This window comes from Ramlibacter sp., from assembly GCF_029866045.1.
In the GTDB taxonomy this organism is placed as follows: domain Bacteria; phylum Pseudomonadota; class Gammaproteobacteria; order Burkholderiales; family Burkholderiaceae_C; genus Ramlibacter.
Genome location: NZ_JARXAB010000027.1, coordinates 13,721 through 30,597, shown reverse-complemented (window position 1 = coordinate 30,597; position 16,877 = coordinate 13,721). Strand labels below are relative to the sequence as shown.

The 16,877-nt window shown below is 64.6% G+C and carries 11 protein-coding genes; 2 read left to right on the top strand and 9 right to left on the bottom strand.

All coding sequences use genetic code 11. The features are described 5' to 3' along the window. Positions 1-14 precede the first annotated feature (14 nt). Genes infB through rimP form a run of 3 tightly spaced genes read right to left on the bottom strand, consistent with a single transcriptional unit; the run spans position 15 to position 4,941 of the window. On the bottom strand, positions 15-2,852 hold the full coding sequence (infB, locus tag QE494_RS03050) for a translation initiation factor IF-2 (protein WP_300041427.1): 2,838 nt from the start codon (positions 2,850-2,852) through the stop codon (positions 15-17). Positions 2,853-2,875: 23 nt separating this feature from the next. Further along, positions 2,876-4,366 (bottom strand): transcription termination factor NusA, encoded by a 1,491-nt coding sequence (nusA, locus tag QE494_RS03045; RefSeq protein WP_300041426.1) that lies wholly within the window; start codon positions 4,364-4,366, stop codon positions 2,876-2,878. Between the two features lie 2 nt (positions 4,367-4,368). Next, positions 4,369-4,941, bottom strand: a complete 573-nt coding sequence (gene rimP, locus QE494_RS03040) for a ribosome maturation factor RimP (RefSeq protein ID WP_300041425.1) — start codon at positions 4,939-4,941, stop codon at positions 4,369-4,371. Positions 4,942-5,610: 669 nt separating this feature from the next. On the opposite strand from rimP, the gene QE494_RS03035 reads away from it, so the two are divergent. Further along, a complete protein-coding gene (locus QE494_RS03035; protein ID WP_300041424.1) occupies positions 5,611-6,360 on the top strand; it encodes a hypothetical protein in 750 nt (249 codons plus the stop codon). A gap of 49 nt (positions 6,361-6,409) precedes the next feature. Here the strand turns inward: QE494_RS03035 and QE494_RS03030 are convergent, their stop codons facing one another. The 4 genes from QE494_RS03030 to QE494_RS03015 are packed head-to-tail and all read right to left on the bottom strand — an operon-like array spanning position 6,410 to position 12,018. Continuing rightward, the gene (locus QE494_RS03030) at positions 6,410-8,053 is read right to left on the bottom strand and encodes an ABC transporter ATP-binding protein (protein ID WP_300041482.1); all 1,644 of its coding nucleotides are present in this window, start codon (positions 8,051-8,053) and stop codon (positions 6,410-6,412) included. A 23-nt stretch (positions 8,054-8,076) separates the two neighbouring features. Next, positions 8,077-9,147, bottom strand: coding sequence for an ABC transporter permease (locus tag QE494_RS03025; protein WP_300041423.1), 1,071 nt, complete (start codon positions 9,145-9,147; stop codon positions 8,077-8,079). Continuing rightward, on the bottom strand, positions 9,131-10,165 hold the full coding sequence (locus QE494_RS03020) for a microcin C ABC transporter permease YejB (protein ID WP_300041422.1): 1,035 nt from the start codon (positions 10,163-10,165) through the stop codon (positions 9,131-9,133). The genes QE494_RS03025 and QE494_RS03020 overlap by 17 nt, the downstream gene beginning before the upstream one ends. 8 nt (positions 10,166-10,173) lie before the next feature. Beyond that, the gene (locus tag QE494_RS03015) at positions 10,174-12,018 is read right to left on the bottom strand and encodes an extracellular solute-binding protein (protein ID WP_300041420.1); all 1,845 of its coding nucleotides are present in this window, start codon (positions 12,016-12,018) and stop codon (positions 10,174-10,176) included. Between the two features lie 38 nt (positions 12,019-12,056). On the opposite strand from QE494_RS03015, the gene fabI reads away from it, so the two are divergent. Beyond that, entirely contained in the window at positions 12,057-12,851 is a 795-nt protein-coding gene (gene fabI, locus QE494_RS03010) for an enoyl-ACP reductase FabI (protein WP_300041418.1), read from the top strand. 126 nt (positions 12,852-12,977) lie between these two features. Here the strand turns inward: fabI and QE494_RS03005 are convergent, their stop codons facing one another. Together QE494_RS03005 and QE494_RS03000 are read right to left on the bottom strand one after the other, a co-directional pair. Further along, positions 12,978-15,242: an arginine/lysine/ornithine decarboxylase gene (locus QE494_RS03005; RefSeq protein ID WP_300041416.1), complete on the bottom strand. Its 2,265-nt coding sequence runs from the start codon at positions 15,240-15,242 to the stop codon at positions 12,978-12,980. A 127-nt stretch (positions 15,243-15,369) separates the two neighbouring features. Next, positions 15,370-16,803, bottom strand: coding sequence for a hypothetical protein (locus QE494_RS03000; protein WP_300041414.1), 1,434 nt, complete (start codon positions 16,801-16,803; stop codon positions 15,370-15,372). Positions 16,804-16,877: the final 74 nt, after the last annotated feature.

The window sequence follows — 16,877 nt, the reverse complement described above, 5'->3', positions numbered from 1 at the left end:
GGACAGCGCGCGCCTTACAGCGTCCGCGCGATCTCCTTGACCTCGTAGAACTCGAGTTGATCGCCTTCTTTGATGTCGTTGTAGTTGCGCAGCTTGATACCGCACTCGAAGCCGTCCTTGACTTCGCGCACGTCGTCCTTGAGCCGGCGAACCGACTCAATGTCGCCGCTGTAGACCACCACGTTGTCCCGCAGCAGGCGGAACTTGCAACCACGGGTGACCTGGCCGGAGGTGATGTAGGAGCCCGCCACGGTACCGATCTTGGAAGCCACGAACACGGTGCGGATCTCGGCGGTACCCAGCGCTTCTTCACGTTGCTCGGGGGCCAGCATGCCGGACATGGCGACCTTCAACTCGTCGACCGCGTCGTAGATGATGCTGTAGTAGCGCAGATCCACGCCGTTGCCCTCGGCCAGCTTCCGGGCGCCAGAATCAGCGCGCACATTGAAGCCGATGATCACTGCCTTGGAAGCAATGGCCAGGTTGACGTCGGACTCGCTGATTCCACCGACACCGGTGTAGACCATTTGCACCTTGACCTCATCGGTCGAGAGCTTGAGCAGCGAGGTGGCCAGGGCCTCCTGCGAGCCTTGCACGTCGGCCTTGATGATGATCGGCAGCGTCTTGACCTCGCCGGCGCCAATGTCGGCAAACATGTTTTCCAGCTTGGCCGCTTGCAACTTGGCCAGCTTGGTGTTGCGGAACTTGCCAGCGCGGTAGGTGGCGATTTCGCGGGCACGCCGCTCGTCACCGAGCACCATGAACTCGTCACCCGCCTGGGGCACCTCGGTCAAGCCCTGGATTTCCACCGGAATGGAAGGACCGGCCGACTTGATGCTCTTACCGTCTTCGTCCAGCATGGCGCGCACGCGGCCAAAGGTTTGGCCAGCGAGGACCACATCGCCCGTCTTGAGGGTGCCCGACTGGACCAGCACGGTGGCCACCGGACCACGTCCCTTGTCGAGTTGGGCTTCGATGACGAGACCCTTGGCGGCCGCTTCGACCGGCGCCTTCAACTCCAGCACCTCGGCCTGGAGCAGCACTTGCTCGAGCAGGGCGTCCACCCCCTCGCCGGTACGCGCGGACACATTCACGAAGGGCGATTCACCGCCATATTCTTCGGGGACGACTTCCTCGACCACCAGTTCCTGCTTGACGCGGTCTGGGTTGGCTTCGGGCTTGTCGATCTTGTTGACCGCCACGACGATAGGCACGCCCGCCGCCTTGGCGTGCTTGATCGCCTCTTTGGTCTGGGGCATGACGCCGTCGTCGGCTGCCACCACCAAGATGACGATGTCCGTGGCTTTGGCGCCGCGAGCACGCATGGCGGTAAAGGCTTCGTGGCCAGGGGTATCCAGGAAGGACACCATGCCGCGCGGCGTCTCGACGTGATAAGCGCCAATGTGCTGGGTGATGCCACCGGCTTCGCCCGCAGCCACCTTGGAGCGGCGGATGAAGTCCAGCAGCGAGGTCTTGCCGTGGTCGACGTGGCCCATGACGGTCACCACAGGGGCGCGCGGCATGGCGGGACCTTCAACGGCGCCCACGTCCTCGTCGGTGAAGGCTTCCGGATCATCGAGCGCAGCGACCACCGCGGTATGGCCCATTTCCTCGACCACGATCATGGCCGTGTCCTGGTCTAGCGGCTGGTTGATGGTGACCATCTGGCCCATCTTCATCAGCACCTTGATGACCTCGGAGGCCTTGACCGCCATCTTGTGCGCCAATTCGGCCACGGTGATGGTTTCCGGCACGTGCACTTCCAGCACGCGCAGCTCGGTCGGCTGGGCCTGCATCTCCTCGCGGGAGTCGCCACGACCACCGCGGCGACCGCCACCACCGCGCGGGCCTCCGCGCCAGTTGTTGCGGCCGACGCCGCCGGAGGCGTCGCCCCGGGTCGGGATGGCTTTCTTCTTGGCCGGATCACCCGCCCAGCTGGAGGACAGCTTGGCAGACTTGAGTTCCTTGCCTGCGCCAGCGGGAGCCGGGCTGGCGGGAGCGGGCCGACCGGTGCCGGTCCCGACAGCGGGTTTGTGCAGCGTGCCCTTGGCAACCTTCGCTGCTTCCGCTGGCTTGGGCTCCTCGGGCTTTTTGGCCACCAGTACCTTTTTGGGCGTGGCCATCATGGCGCGGATGGCCTCGGCTTCCGCCAGGGCTTTGCGTCGACGTTCGTCCAGGTCGCGGGCGCGTGCAGCGTCCTCGTCAGAGCGCGCCTTGGACTCGGCGTCGGCTTTGGCGCGAGCCTCGGCTTGGGCAGCTGCGCGAGCCTCGGCACTGGCGGCGGCCTCAGCAGCGGCCTCTTCCTTGAGCGCGCTGACCTCGGACTTCTTGGCTTGCTCGGCAGCCTGGTAGGCGGCGGCACGGACCTCAGCGTCGCGCTCACGCTGCTCGGCCTCCTCGCGTTGACGACGCTTCTCGGCGAGGTCTTCCTCTTGCCGTCGAATCAGCTCGGCTTGGCGGCGGGCCTCTTCCTCGCGGCGAGCCAGCTCGCTCTGATCCAGGATGGAAGCGGCTGGGGCGGTAGCCTGAGGCTCGGCGACACCCTCGGTTTCATCGCGCTTGATGAAGGTCCGCTTCTTGCGGACTTCGACCTGGATGGTGCGAGCCCGCCCGGTGGCGTCGGCCTGCTTGATCTCGGAGGTGGACTTCTTGGTGAGCGTGATCTTCTTACGCTCGGGCGACGCGGTTCCGTGGGCCGCCTGCAGATAGCCTAGGAGCTTCTGCTTGTCGGTCTCGGAAACCGTGTCGCTGGGTGCGGCCTTGGCCACCCCCGCGCTACGCAGCTGCTCGAGCAGCTGGTCTGAAGTTTTCTTGAGCTCACTGGCGAGCTCGGCGACGGTCGTACTGGACATATGTTTTGTGGCCTCCCATCATGTCATTGCGAGGCCGCACTGGTGAACCAGTGTTCGCGGGCCTTCATGATCAGGGCCGTGGCGTCCTCAGTGGACTGGCCGGTGATTTCGGTGAGTTCGTCGACAGCCAAATCGGCCAGCTCGTCTCGGGTGTGCACACCGCCATCGGCGAGCTGTGCGATGAGCTCCGGGCTCAGACCTTCGAGGGTGCGCAGGTCTTGCGACACTTCCTCGACGCTCTCCTCGCGGGCGATCTCCATCGTGAGCAAGGCGTCTTTGGCGCGGGCGCGCAGCTCATTGACGGTGTCTTCGTCGAAGGATTCGATCTCGAGCATTTCCTGAATGGGCACGTAGGCTACTTCTTCCAGGCTGGTGAAGCCTTCGGAAATCAGGATGTCGGAGATTTCCTCGTCGACGTCGAGCTTTTCCATGAAGAGGGCGCGCAGGGTGGTGGTTTCTTCCGCCTGCTTTTGCGCCGACTCATTGGCGTCCATGATGTTGATCTTCCAGCCGGTTAGCTCGGACGCCAGGCGCACGTTCTGACCGCCGCGACCGATGGCGATGGCGAGGTTTTCCTCGTCAACCACCACGTCCATCGCATGCTTTTCTTCGTCCACCACGATGGAGCTTACGTTGGCCGGCGCCAGGGCGCCGATCACAAATTGGGCCGGGTCTTCGGACCACAGCACGATGTCGACCCGCTCACCGGCGAGCTCGTTGGTCACCGCGTTGACGCGCGAGCCACGCACGCCCACGCAGGTGCCGATCGGGTCGACTCGCTTGTCGTGGGACAGTACCGCGATCTTGGCGCGGCTGCCGGAATCACGGGCGCAGCTCTTGATCTCGAGCAGGCCCTGCTCGATTTCGGGCACTTCCTGGCGGAACAACTCGATCATGAACTCGGGGGCGGAGCGCGAAAGGATGATGGGCGCGCCGCGAAGGGTGAGGTCCACCTCCATGATCATGGCGCGGACCCGGTCGCCGCTGCGCAGGTTTTCCTTGGCGATCATCTCGGAGCGGCGCAGCCGGCCTTCGACGCGGCCGCTCTCGACGATGATGTCGCCCTTGTCGAGGCGCTTGACGGTACCGACAAAAATCTTCTCGCCACGCGACATGAAGTCGTTCAGCAGCATTTCGCGCTCGGCGTCGCGGATCTTCTGCAAGATGACCTGCTTGGCGGCCATGGCGCCGATGCGGCCGATGGGCAGCGATTCGATCGGCTCTTCGATGAAGTCACCCACCTCGACATCGGCCACACGGTCGCTGGCATCCATCAGCAACTCTTCGGCGTCGGGATTTTGCAGGCCCTGATCGTCGGGCACCACCAGCCAGCGGCGGAAAGTTTCGTAGTCGCCGCTGTCGCGGTCCATCGACACACGGATATCTACTTCACCCTGGTACAGCTTTTTGGTGGCCTGGGCCAGTGCCAGTTCGACAGCGCCGAAGACGACGTCACGCTCGACGTTCTTCTCGCGCGAGATGGCATCGACCAGCATCAACATTTCGCGGTTCATGTTCACGACTCTCCTGCAACTGACTTGGGCGCACGCCCTTTGAAATCGACCACCGGCGCCAGGCGGGCCTCTCGCAGCTCGTCGAGCTGGAACCCCAAGACCTGAAGCGGCACCGGCGCCTTCTTTTTGCTCACCTTCTGACCCGGCTTGGGCGGCGGCTCGTCGCTCCAGGTGATTTGCCAGCCGCCAGCCTCTGCACGCTCGAGCGTGCCGCGAAACTTCTTGCGGTTGGCAGACACCGAGGAGCCGGCGGCCGCAGCGCCCAAAGGCGCCTTGAGGGTGATGTCTACCAGCTCGCCTGCGAAGCGCTCGAACTCGCGTTCGCTACGCAGGGGCCGGTCAATACCTGGAGACGAAATCTCCAGGCGCTTGTATTCAATGCCTTCGACTTCCAGCGCGAACTGCAGCTGGCGGTTGACCTTCTCACAATCTTCCACCGTCACCAGGGCCTCACTGCCCGGTGTCCAGGGCAGGTCGATGGTCACGCGAAGCAGGCCCCCTGCAGAGCGCTCAAGCTCCACGAGTTCGTAACCGAGACCGGTCACGGTAGAAAGGGCGAGGTCCTGTAGGGCCATCCGTTGGATCGAGTGTGTCTGTTGTCTGTCGGTTCAAAAGCGATCGGCCAAAAAAAACGGGCGGTTGGTACCCGCCCGTTTTGGTCGAAGAGCCGCATTGTAATGCGTTTTGGCCTGTTTTCCCATCGCAACCCGCGATGTCAAGCCGTGTGAGGGCTGGGCCGCGTCCGCTGGCTCGGGTGGCGCAGGGTGTCTCGGGCAATTCCTTTGTATGCATTTTTTCGCCCCAGCGGTCCTGGAACCGCCCCGTACCGGCAGCCACGAACTGGCCACGTTTTCCAAGGAGCTCACATGCAACCCAAGACATCCCACAGCCGCAACAAAACCCCCGTCCGTTGGCACGAGGCCACCCCACAGGCAGACAAAGCCTCCTCTCCCCCGCCACCCACAGCCCCCAGCCGGCACAGCCTGGGCATCTTCGCCAGCGCAAAAGCGTGGATGTCCGCGAAATTTAGCCGCTTGGGCACTCGCCAGGTCCAGACCGCCCCCGCAGCCACCGCCGAGCCGTCCGCCAGTCGATCCCCCTCCTCCTCGAGTCATTGGAGCCGCCTCCTTCAGACCCTCTCTCCAGCCAGGTCCACCCCTGCCAGCCCATCCCCCTCGCGAGCCACGGCGTCAAACTCTACGGCGTCGAGCGCCATCGAATTCGCCACATTTGCCACGCGGCAGGTGACGGCTCCCCAGCGTCATGAAGCCCGCTTGATGGGGGAGCAGGCCTTGGCCCGGGACCGCGCGAACATCGGCGCAGCCATGGAGCGAGGGCTCAACCTCACCCTGTCCCAATGCAATGTTGCGATGGTCAGCCAGCCCGCCTCCACCGCCGACTTGCCCGTCCAAGCCATGAAGGACTGGCATCGCGCATGGGATATCAGCTTCCAGTCCCCCACCGGTGTGATGCACAAATTGCGCGTGGCCTCTGACGGCCACGCCCGGCTGATTGAGCAGGCGACGGGCGAAGCGCGGACGTTTGACCTGCGGCGCGGCCAAAACGCGGCCCCGGTGGCCCAGCTCGCCCAGGCCCTGGGGACCTCTCCAGCACGTCTGCTGCGGCTTTGCAGTCTCATGGCCCAAACCGAACTGGCCTACGCGGAAACGGTGATCGGGGGCGACTCCACCTTGTCCCGGTCCTTCAGCAACGGGTCGCGCGTGTCGCCCGTGGGCGGGGAACGCGTGGGCGTTCTAGTTCTGCTCGGCGCAGAGGGAGAAGACGACCGCATTGACCTCAATTGCATGCGCGAGGGCAAGGGCTTCACGTCCGTCGCAGTCACCGACCCCTCGGGAGGGTATGACCCGGTCTTCCTGGATACCGAGCAAAGCTTTGTTCACTGGCAGGTCGAAGCCCGTATCAGCCCCACCGGCCGGGCCACCGTCGATCCCGCGGATGTTCGCTTCGATTACACCCTGCTCAAGGTTGACTAAGGACTGGAGCGAGGCGTGCATTCACGCGGATGAATCGCTCGCCCGTTTTTCAGCTGGCCGCCGCCACCAGCGCGCGGGTGTACGCCTCCCGCGGTGCGCCCAGCACCTCGCCCACCGGGCCGCTCTCGACGATGTGGCCGTCTTTCATCACGAGCACCTCATGCGCCATGGCGCGGACCACCTCCACATCGTGGGTGATCAGCAGGTAGGCGAGGCCTTTTTCGCGTTGAAGGCGCTGCAGCAGCGCCAGCACCTGCTGCTGGATGGTGACGTCCAGCGCGCTGGTCGGCTCATCGAGCACCAGCAGCTCCGGCTGCACGATGAGCGCGCGGGCAATCGCCAGGCGTTGCCGTTGGCCGCCTGAAAACTCATGCGGGTAGCGACCGAGCAGGCCCGGAAAGCGGGCCTCGTCCAGACCCACCTCGGCCAGCGCATCGCGCACCCGGGTACGGCGGCCTTCGGCGTCCAGAGCGGGCTCATGCACCCGCAGGCCCTCGCCCACGATCTCCTCCACCGTCATCCGCGGTGACAGCGAAGAGAACGGGTCCTGAAACACCACCTGCACCCGCCGGCGCAGGGCCAGGTCAGAAGCGCGGCCCCGCCCCCAATGGGCCTCCCCCAGGTGCAGCTCACCCCGGTAAGGCTGCAGGCCCAAGGCCGCCAGGGCCAGGGTGGACTTGCCCGAGCCCGACTCGCCCACCAGGCCCAAGGTCCGTCCGGGCATGACCCGAAAGGAGGCCCCCGTCACCGCCACGAACTCGCCTTTGCGAAACCAGCCGCGCAGGCCGGGCAGGCGTACCGGATAGGCGACGGACAAGTCTTGCCCCTTTACCAGCGAGGGTGCTCCCGCCGGCAGCGGGGTCTCGTCGAGCTCGCGGCTCGGACGGCTGGCCACCAGCCGCTGGGTGTAGGGGTGCTGGGGCCAGGCCAGCATATCGCCGACCGGACCTTGCTCCACTAGATGCCCTTGCTCCATCACCGCCACCCGGTCGGCAAAGCGGCGCACCAGGTTCAAGTCGTGGGTGATGAGCAGCACCGCCATGCCGGTTTGACGCTGCAGGTCGGATAGCAGGTCCAGAATCTGCCCGCGCAAGGAGACATCCAAGGCGGTGGTCGGTTCGTCCGCCAGCAGCAGGCGTGGGCGGCAGGCGAGGGCCATGGCGATCATGGCCCGCTGGCGCTGCCCGCCGGAGAGTTGGTGTGGGAAGGATTGGGCGCGCTGTGCGGGATCAGGGATGCCGGTGGCTGCGAGCATGGCCACCGCATCGCTCCAGGCCTGCCGGCGTGACAGACCCTGCTTGAGCTCGAGCACTTCGGCCACCTGGTCGCCAATGGAAAACAGCGGGTTGAGCGCGGTCATCGGCTCCTGGAAGATCATCGCGATGTCACCACCGCGCAGGCCCAGCATGTCGTGCTCGGTGCACTGGAGCAGGTCGCAGGGGGCTGCGCCCGGCCCGCGTCCAGCCAGCCAGGCCTGACCGCCAAGCTGGGCGCCCTGCGCGAGTCGCAGCAGGGCCAGGGCGCTCACCGTCTTTCCAGAGCCTGATTCGCCCACCAGGGCCAACTTCTCGCCAGCGGCGATGGTGAAGTCGATCCCCTGCACCACCGACTTGCCGCCGAAGGCCACCGTCAGGCCGCGCACCTGCAGAAGCGGCTCCTCGCCAGCGACCCACTCGCCTGGGGCGGACGCCATGCGGGTTTCGGCGCGCGGCGGGCTCATGACGGGTCCTTTCGCGGGTCGAGCGCGTCGCGCAGCGCATCGCCCATGAAGGTCAGAAGGAGCAGCGTCATCACCAGCACCGCGAAGGTGGACAGCGAGATCCACCAGGCATCGATGTTGGCCTTGCCCTGACTCAAGAGCTCACCCAGCGAAGGCGTGCCGGGCGGCACCCCGAGACCCAGAAAATCGAGCGAGGTCAGGGCCAGGATGGCGGCACTCATGCGAAACGGCAGGAAGGTCACCACTGGCGTCATCGAGTTGGGCAGGATGTGCCGAACCATGATGCGCAGATTGCTCACGCCCAGCGCCCTCGCGGCGCGTACATAGTCCATCTGCCGGTTGCGGAGAAACTCGGCCCGCACATAGTCGGACAGCCCCATCCAGCCAAAGAGCGAGAGCAGCACCAGCAGCAAGGCCACGCTGGGCGCAAATACCGCGCTGAAGATGATCAGCAAATAAAGCTCGGGCATCGAGCCCCAGATCTCGATGAAGCGCTGAAAGGCCAGATCCGTCTTGCCGCCGAAAAATCCCTGGATGGCGCCAGTGAGCACCCCCAGCAACACGCCGATGGCGGTGAGCGCCAGGCCAAACAGCACACTCACCCGAAAGCCATAAATGAGCTGCGCCAGAAGGTCCCGGCCGCGGTCGTCGGTGCCGAACACATTCGCCGCGGTGGGCCGGGCTGGGTTAGGGAGGTCGGCGAAGTAGTTGAGTGTCTTGGGTCCGTAGGGGTTGGGCGGATAGATCGCCCAGTTGTCACCGCCGGTGATGCGGTCGCGGATGAACGGGTCGAGGTAGTCGGCCGGGGTGGGAAAGTCGCCGCCGAAGGTGGACTCCGGGTAGTCCTGCACCAGCGGGAAGTACCACTGGCCTTGGTAGTGCACCACCAGTGGCTTGTCGTTGGAGAGCACTTCGGCAAACAGGCAGCCCACCACCATCACGCTGAAAATCAGCAGGCTGAAAAAGCCCAGGCGATTTCGCCTGAAGCGTTGCCATGCCCGTCTCCCCGGGCTCAACGGCACGGGGGGCAAGGCGGCAGCGGAGATGGGCTCAGTCAAATTTGACACGCGGATCCACCCACACGTAGCAAAGGTCGCTGATCAGCTTGGTCACCAGGCCGATCAGCGTGAACAGGTACAGGGTACCCAGTACCACCGGATAGTCGCGCCGGATCACGCTCTCGTAGCTCAGAAGGCCCAAGCCGTCGAGCGAGAACAGGGTTTCGATCAGCAGCGAACCGGTGAAGAAGGCGCCGATGAAGGCGGCAGGAAAGCCGGTGACGATGGGAATGAGTGCGTTGCGCATCACGTGCTTCCAGAGCACACGGCGCTCGTCGAGGCCCTTGGCGCGGGCGGTCAGCACGTACTGCTTGCGGATCTCCTCCAAAAAGGCATTCTTGGTCAGCATGGCAGTCACCGCGAAGCTGCCAAAGACCATGGCGGTCACTGGCAGCGCGATGTGCCACAGGTAGTCGACCACCTTCCCCAAAAGCGAGAGCTGTTCCCAGTTTGACGAGGTGAGGCCCCGCAGCGGGAACCACTGCAGCTGCCCGCCAAACACCACCAGGAGGGCCACGCCCAGCACAAAGCCCGGGATGGCATACCCCACCAGCACCATCAGTGTGGTGACCAGGTCGAAGCGCGAGCCGGCCCGCACCGCCTTGGCCACGCCCAGGGGCACGGCCACCAGGTAGGAAAGGAAAAAGGTCCACAGGCCTAGGCTGACCGAGACCGGCAGTTTCTCCTTGACCAAGGTCCACACATCCTTGTGTTGGTAAAAACTCTTGCCCAGGTCGAAGCGCGCGAACTGACCCAGCATTTGGATAAAGCGCTCGTGCGCCGGCTTGTCAAAGCCGTAGAGCGCGCGGATTTCGGCAATGCGTTTCTCGTCGACGCCCTGCCGCCCGCGATAACCCGCGCCCGACGAGGCTGCGCCCTCCCCGCCTGCATCACGCCCCTGCAGCTGGGCCACCATTTGCTCAACGGGCCCGCCGGGGACGAACTGGATCACGATGAAGGTCAGCAGCAGCACCCCCAGTAGGGTGGGAATCATCAGCAGCAGACGTTTGAAGATGTAACTGGCCATGGCGAAATTCAGCGATTGCCCGGCGCGGCCCACCAGGTGGCTACTGCCCACTGGTGCGCGTCGTAAAAGGGTGGCACCCCCTGCGGCAGCTGAAAGCGGCCAGGCCGATAGCCGATGAGGAAGGTGCTGCCGTAGTAGTGCGGTACCGAGTATTGACCGTGCATCAGCACCCGGTCGAGCGCCCGCAAGGTGGTGCGCAGCTGCGCCCGGGTGGTGGCGGCGGTGGCTTGGCGGATCAGGGCGTCCACTGCCGGGTCGGCGATGCCCCAGATATTGGACGAGCCTGGCGTGCGCGCAGCCTCAGACCCCCAGCGCTCAACCAGTTCCGTGCCCGGCGAGTTGCTGCCGGGAATGCGCAGCGAGGTCAGCTCAAAGTCGAAGGCGTCCATCTTCTGCTTGGCGAGGGAGAAGTCCACCGAGCGGAAAGTGAGCCGGATGCCGAGTTTTTCCAGGGCCTTCTGGAAGGGCGTCACCACCCGCACCAGCGAGGGCTGATCAGAGAGAAACTCGAGGGTGAGGGCCTCGCCCTTGGCATTGCGCAACGCACCGTCCCGGTAGGTCCAGCCGGCCTCGCCGAGCAAGGTCTGGGCGCGGCGCAGGTTGTCCCGCAGGCTCGCCGGTGGCGCAGTGGAGGCGACCTTGGGCAGAGGCCCTAACACCTCAGGTGCAAGCTGGGCGCGCAAGGGCTCGAGCAGGGCCAGCTCCTCGCCCTCCGGCAGGCCTTCGGCTTTGAACTCGCTGTTCGGAAAGTAGCTGTCTGCCCGCTTATACAGGCCATAAAAAAGCTGCCGGTTCATCCACTCGAAGTCGAAGGCCAGGGCGATTGCCTCGCGCACCCGCCGGTCTTGCAGCTTGGGCTTACGCAGGTTGAACACATATCCCTGGAAGTCACCCGGGTTGCGATTCTCGAAAGCGCGCTTGGTCAGCTCGCCGGACTCGAAGGCCCGGCCGGTGTACTGCCGTGCCCAGTTGCGGGAGATGAACTCCCGCATGAAGTCGAACTCGCCAGCCTTCAATCCCTCGAAGCGGGAGGTTTCGTCCAGGTAAATGCGGTAAGTGACCCGGTCAAAGTTGTACAGACCGCGACGCACTGCCAGGTCGCGGCCCCAATACTGGGGGTCGCGCACGTAAGTCACGTCGCGCCCCATCCGGGGGCTGGCCAGGCGGTAGGGACCGGAGGCGATGGGCAGCTCGGTCACGATTTGGTCGAAGGGCTTGCCCCCGCCCCAGTCGCGGCTGAACACTGGCATGCTGCCCACGACCAGCGGCAATTCCGGGTTGGGGCTGGCGAAGTCAAAACGCACCGTGCGTTCGTCCACCAGCACAGCCTCCTTCACCTCGGCGTAAATCGACCGGAATTGAGGCGCCGCCAGCTTGCTGGTGAGGGTCTTGAAGGTGTGCACCACGTCAGCCGCCAAGACCGCCTTGCCGTCGTGAAAGCGTGCGGCCGGGTTTAGCCGGAAAGTGACCGAGCGCCGGTCGGCGGCCACGTTCACATCCTCGGCCAGCAGGCCGTAGCCGGTGGTGGGCTCGTCGGAGTTCCCGATGAGGAGGGTCTCGAAAATCAGGTCACCCATGCCGAAGGGAGCGGTGCCCTTCAAGGTGAAGGGATTGAACTTGTCGAAGTTGGTCGGCCGGGTGGGCGGCACCAGGCGGATCTCTCCACCCTTGGGAGCTTGAGGGTTGACGTAGCTGAAGTGGCTGAAATCGGCCGGGTATTTGATGTCGCCGAACTGGCCGTAGGCATGGGCGGCCAGAGCGTTGCCAGACCATGCCCCCAAGTACACGAGGCAGACGACGAGCACACCCGTCAGAAGTCGGGACACTGTGGGCGGGACGTACCAGGCTCGCATGCGACAATTCTGCCGACTTTTTTCAACCGGAACAGAACATGGGCTTCCTCACAGGAAAGAAACTGCTGATCACGGGCGTTCTGTCCAACCGATCCATCGCCTACGGCATTGCCCGGGCCTGCCACGCCCAGGGTGCCGAGCTGGCTTTCAGCTACGTGGGCGAGCGCTTCAAGGACCGAATCACCGAATTCGCCGCCGACTTTGGCTCCAAGCTGGTGTTCGACTGTGATGTGGGGGACGACGCCCAGATCGAGAGGCTGTTCACCGATCTCACGGCCCACTGGCCGAAATTCGACGGTTTTGTACATGCTATCGGCTACGCCCCGCGCGAGGCCATCGCCGGCGACTTTTTGGACGGCCTCTCACGCGAGGGCTTCAAGATCGCCCACGACATCAGCGCCTACAGCTTTCCGGCGATGGCCAAGGCCGCCCTGCCCCACCTGAACGACAAGTCGGCGCTGCTCACCCTCACCTACCTGGGCGCCATCCGCACCGTTCCCAACTACAACACCATGGGCCTGGCCAAGGCCTCGCTCGAGGCCTCGGTGCGCTACCTGGCCGAGTCCCTGGGACCCAAGGGCATGCGGGTCAACGGCATCAGCGCCGGCCCGATCAAGACGCTGGCAGCCAGCGGTATCAAGGGCTTCGGCAAGATTCTGAGCGTGGTTGCCGAAACCTCCCCGATCCGACGCAATGTGACCATCGACGACGTGGGCAATGTGGCTGCCTTCCTGCTGTCCGACCTCGCGGCTGGCGTCAGCGCTGAGATCACCTATGTCGATGGGGGCTTCAGCCAGGTCGTCGGCGGCATCGCCGAGTCGGCCGGCGCCTAAGCGCGGCTATTCGCCACCGCCCCTTCGAAGCAACCCGACGACGGGACACCCAAAGACGAAGGCCGGGGTCTCCCCGGCCTTCTTCATTTGGTCCACGCGGAATAAAACCCCCGCAGCGTTTTTTCGTTACTTTGCGACGCAGTCGGCGAAGTAGGCTGGCTTGCCTTCGGCGTTGGTCTCCTCGACCAGGCCGTGAATGTCGGTTTCAAAGCCCGGGCACTGGGCGTTGAATTCGCGTGAGAACTTGAGGTAGTCAACAATTTTCTTGTTGAACACTTCACCCGGCACCAAGAGCGGAATGCCCGGCGGGTAAGGGGTGATCAGGCTGGTGGTGATGCGACCTTCGAGGTCATCGATCGGCACCCGCTCGGTCTTGCGGTGCGCGATATGAGCGAAGGCATCGCTGGGCTTCATCGCCGGCGTGAGGTCCGACAGATACATGTCGGTGGTCAGGCGAGCGATGTCATGCTTGGCGTAGAGCTCGTGAAGGTGCTGGCACAGGTCGGCCAGGCCCATGCGCTCATAGCGTGGGTGCTGCTGGCAGAACTCGGGCAGGATGCGCCACATCGGCTGGTTGCGCGCGTAGTCGTCCTTGAACTGCTGTAGCGCCGTGAGCAGGGTGTTCCAGCGGCCCTTGGTGATGCCGATGGTGAACATGATGAAGAAGCTGTAGAGGCCGGTCTTCTCCACGATGATGCCGTGCTCGGCGAGAAACCGGGTCACGATGGACGCCGGAATGCCGGTCTTGGCAAACTTGCCATTGAGGTCCATGCCAGGCGTGACGATGGTGGACTTGATCGGGTCCAGCATGTTGAAGCCTTCGGCCAGGTTGCCGAAGCCGTGCCATTTGGCAGCCCGCGATTCGCCCTTGATGATCCAGTTGTCGGCGCGGCCGATGCCGTCCTCGGCCAGCTTGTCCGGACCCCAGACCTTGAACCACCAGTCCTTGCCGTACTCCTCGTCTACCTTGCGCATGGCGCGGCGGAAATCGAGGGCCTCAAGGATGCTTTCTTCAACCAAGGCAGTGCCGCCGGGTGGCTCCATCATCGCTGCGGCCACGTCGCAGCTGGCGATGATCGCATACTGCGGACTGGTCGAGGTGTGCATCAGGTAGGCCTCGTTGAACAGGTGCCTGTCCAGCTTGCGGTTCTGCGAGTCCTGCACCAGAACGTGGCTGGCCTGGCTGATGCCCGCCAGCAACTTGTGGGTCGATTGGGTGGCAAAGGTCAGCGCCTCCTTGGGCCGCGTGCGGTGTTTGCCCATGGCATGGTAAGAGCCGTAGAACGGATGGAAGGCTGCGTGCGGCAGCCAGGCCTCGTCGAAGTGCAGGGTGTCGACGTAACCATCGAGCATGCTCTTGATGGTCTCGGTGTTGTACAGAACGCCGTCGTAGGTCGACTGGGTGAGCGTCATCACACGGGGCTTGACCTTATCTGCATCCACCCCCGCCAGCAACGGGTTGGCGCGGATCTTGGCCTTGATCGCCTCGGGCGTGAATTCGCTCTGCGGGATCGGACCGATGATGCCAAAGTGGTTGCGCGTGGGCTTCATGAACACAGGGATCGCCCCGGTCATGATGATCGAATGCAAGATGGACTTGTGGCAGTTGCGGTCTACCACCACCACGTCACCCGGCGCTACCGTGTGGTGCCACACCATCTTGTTGGAGGTGGAGGTGCCATTGGTGACGAAGAAGCAATGGTCGGCGTTGAAGATGCGCGCCGCGTTGCGCTCGCTGGCGGCCACCGGGCCGGTGTGGTCAAGCAGTTGGCCCAACTCGTCCACCGCATTGCAGACGTCGGCGCGCAGCATGTTCTCGCCGAAGAACTGGTGGAACATCTGGCCGATGGGGCTCTTGAGAAAGGCCACCCCGCCAGAGTGCCCCGGGCAGTGCCAGGAGTAGGAGCCGTCTTCGGCGTAATCAAGCAGGGCCTTGAAGAAAGGCGGCTGCACGCTCTCTAGGTAGCTCTTGGCCTCGCGAATGATGTGGCGGGCCACGAACTCCGGCGTGTCCTCGAACATGTGAATGAAGCCGTGCAACTCGCGCAGCACGTCATTGGGCAGGTGCCGGCTGGTCTTGGTTTCGCCGTACACGTACAGCGGCACTTCGGCATTCTTGCGCCGCACTTCGTCGATGAAGTTGCGCAGGCTCACCACCGCCGGATCGAGATCCGGCCCGGGGGTGAACTCCTCGTCGTCAATCGACAGAATGAAAGCGCTGGCCCGGCTTTGCTGCTGCGCGAACTGCGACAGATCACCGTAGCTGGTCACACCCAGCACCTCAAAGCCCTCGGCCTCGATCGCTTGCGCCAAGGCGCGAATGCCCAGGCCGGAGGTGTTTTCCGAGCGGTAGTCTTCGTCGATGATGACGATGGGAAAGCGAAATTTCATGGGCGCAGCCAGAGGCGCCCGGGCGGGCGCATTAATTGAGTCAGGCCCGAAGTGTATGCAAAACCTGTGACAGTCCGACCAGGCAGGCTCAGATCATCGGGTCAGGCGGCCCTGCTTGTGCGGGGACTCAAACGCTGGCCAAACCTGGCGAGAGCGCATTGGGAACGAAGCGCTGGAGCATCAAGCGGCTGCCTGTGGGCCCGGTTGCGGGGCTTGTCGAGCTTGCAGGACTGGCAGAACTGGTGGAGCCGGCAATGGTCCAAGCCACCAGCAGTGAACCGTCGCCCAGCAGCAAGGTCATTCCCTGTGGCAGGTCGAACGGGGTGCCGATCATCCGGCCGTATTTGTCCATCCGCTGGGCTTGGCGCTGTCCTGCATGGGCAGATGCGCGCAGGGCAAGGAACTCCACATTCTTGAGGGCTACCCCTCCCATCGGCAGGCTGGCCAGCGGCGCAGGCGAGCCCACCGGGTGGCCGCTGTAATCGAAGCGGTCGCGGGTGTAGACCGGCCGGCCCGTGGCCGCATCGGCGCGCCCGGCAAAGAGCAAGCTACCGTAAATGCCCATCGAAAGGTAGAAAGAGCCAGGCAGCAGGCCTGTGAAGCGTGGGGCCGGGAGGGGGTTCCAGAAATCCAGGGGCAAGATGGCCTGATGAAATGGCGCTCGCGGCTCCTGGACATGGCTGATGACATACCCGCCGCTGGCAGGCGGCAGGTCGAGGCTGTAGGTCTCCTCCCGGTTGCTGGTGGCCACGGTCTGGGCCGGTGCCACCGGCCAGCCGTTGGTGTGGTAGCGGCGGGCCCGGACCGAGGTGCCCAGGCCTGGGAAGCTACCGAACGTCCGCAGGTCGGCCCAGGTGACGACGAAGCTGCCGTCCTCCCAATGACCGATGGCAGGCGGCCCCATCGCTCGACCGCCTCCCTCGAGGCGGTTGCTGAAGAGGAAGGCATCGACCAACTCCGGCGGGCTTGCCGGTGTGCCGGCGGACGTGAAGCGTTGCAGAAAGAGCCGACATTGCACCGACAGCGCATGGTTCGGCACCCGCTCGAGGGTGTCGCGCCAGGCAACCAGGGTGCTGCCGTCGGGCAAGACGGTCAGCGCTGCGCCGGGATCCACGAGGCCCTCGACCAGAAGCCGCTCAGAAATTGCACAGCCTCCTTGGCAGGACAAGCGCTGCAGCCGCAGCCTGCGGGGCCCCTCGGCGCCTGGTAGCGGCGACTCGGTCCAGGTCAGTGCGACCTCGCCATTGGCAAGGCGGTTCAGGGACTTGAGGGCCAGGACTTGGCCTTCCGGGCTCGCCACCGTCCACTCGGTCAGGCCCTGCATGCCGGCACCGACCGTGCTCAAAGCCCGGGGGTGTGCCTCTTCCTGCGCCTGGCCGCCCTCGCCCGCTCCTGCGAGGTTTGCCTGGCCCGGCGTGCCGCCCCCACAGCCTGCTAGGCCGGTTCCGAGCCCGGAAAGGGCGGCAAGCCCGAAGGCATTGAACTGGCGCCTTGCCAGCCCTGGAGAATGGGCCAGTGGGGAGTGGTCAAGTGGGGCATGGGGGTCGGCGGGAATCTGCATGGGGCGCTCCTGAAGTCGGAAGGCCCGACGATAGGAATACGCCCACCAAAGGCATGTCGGACAGCGGCCCAAGC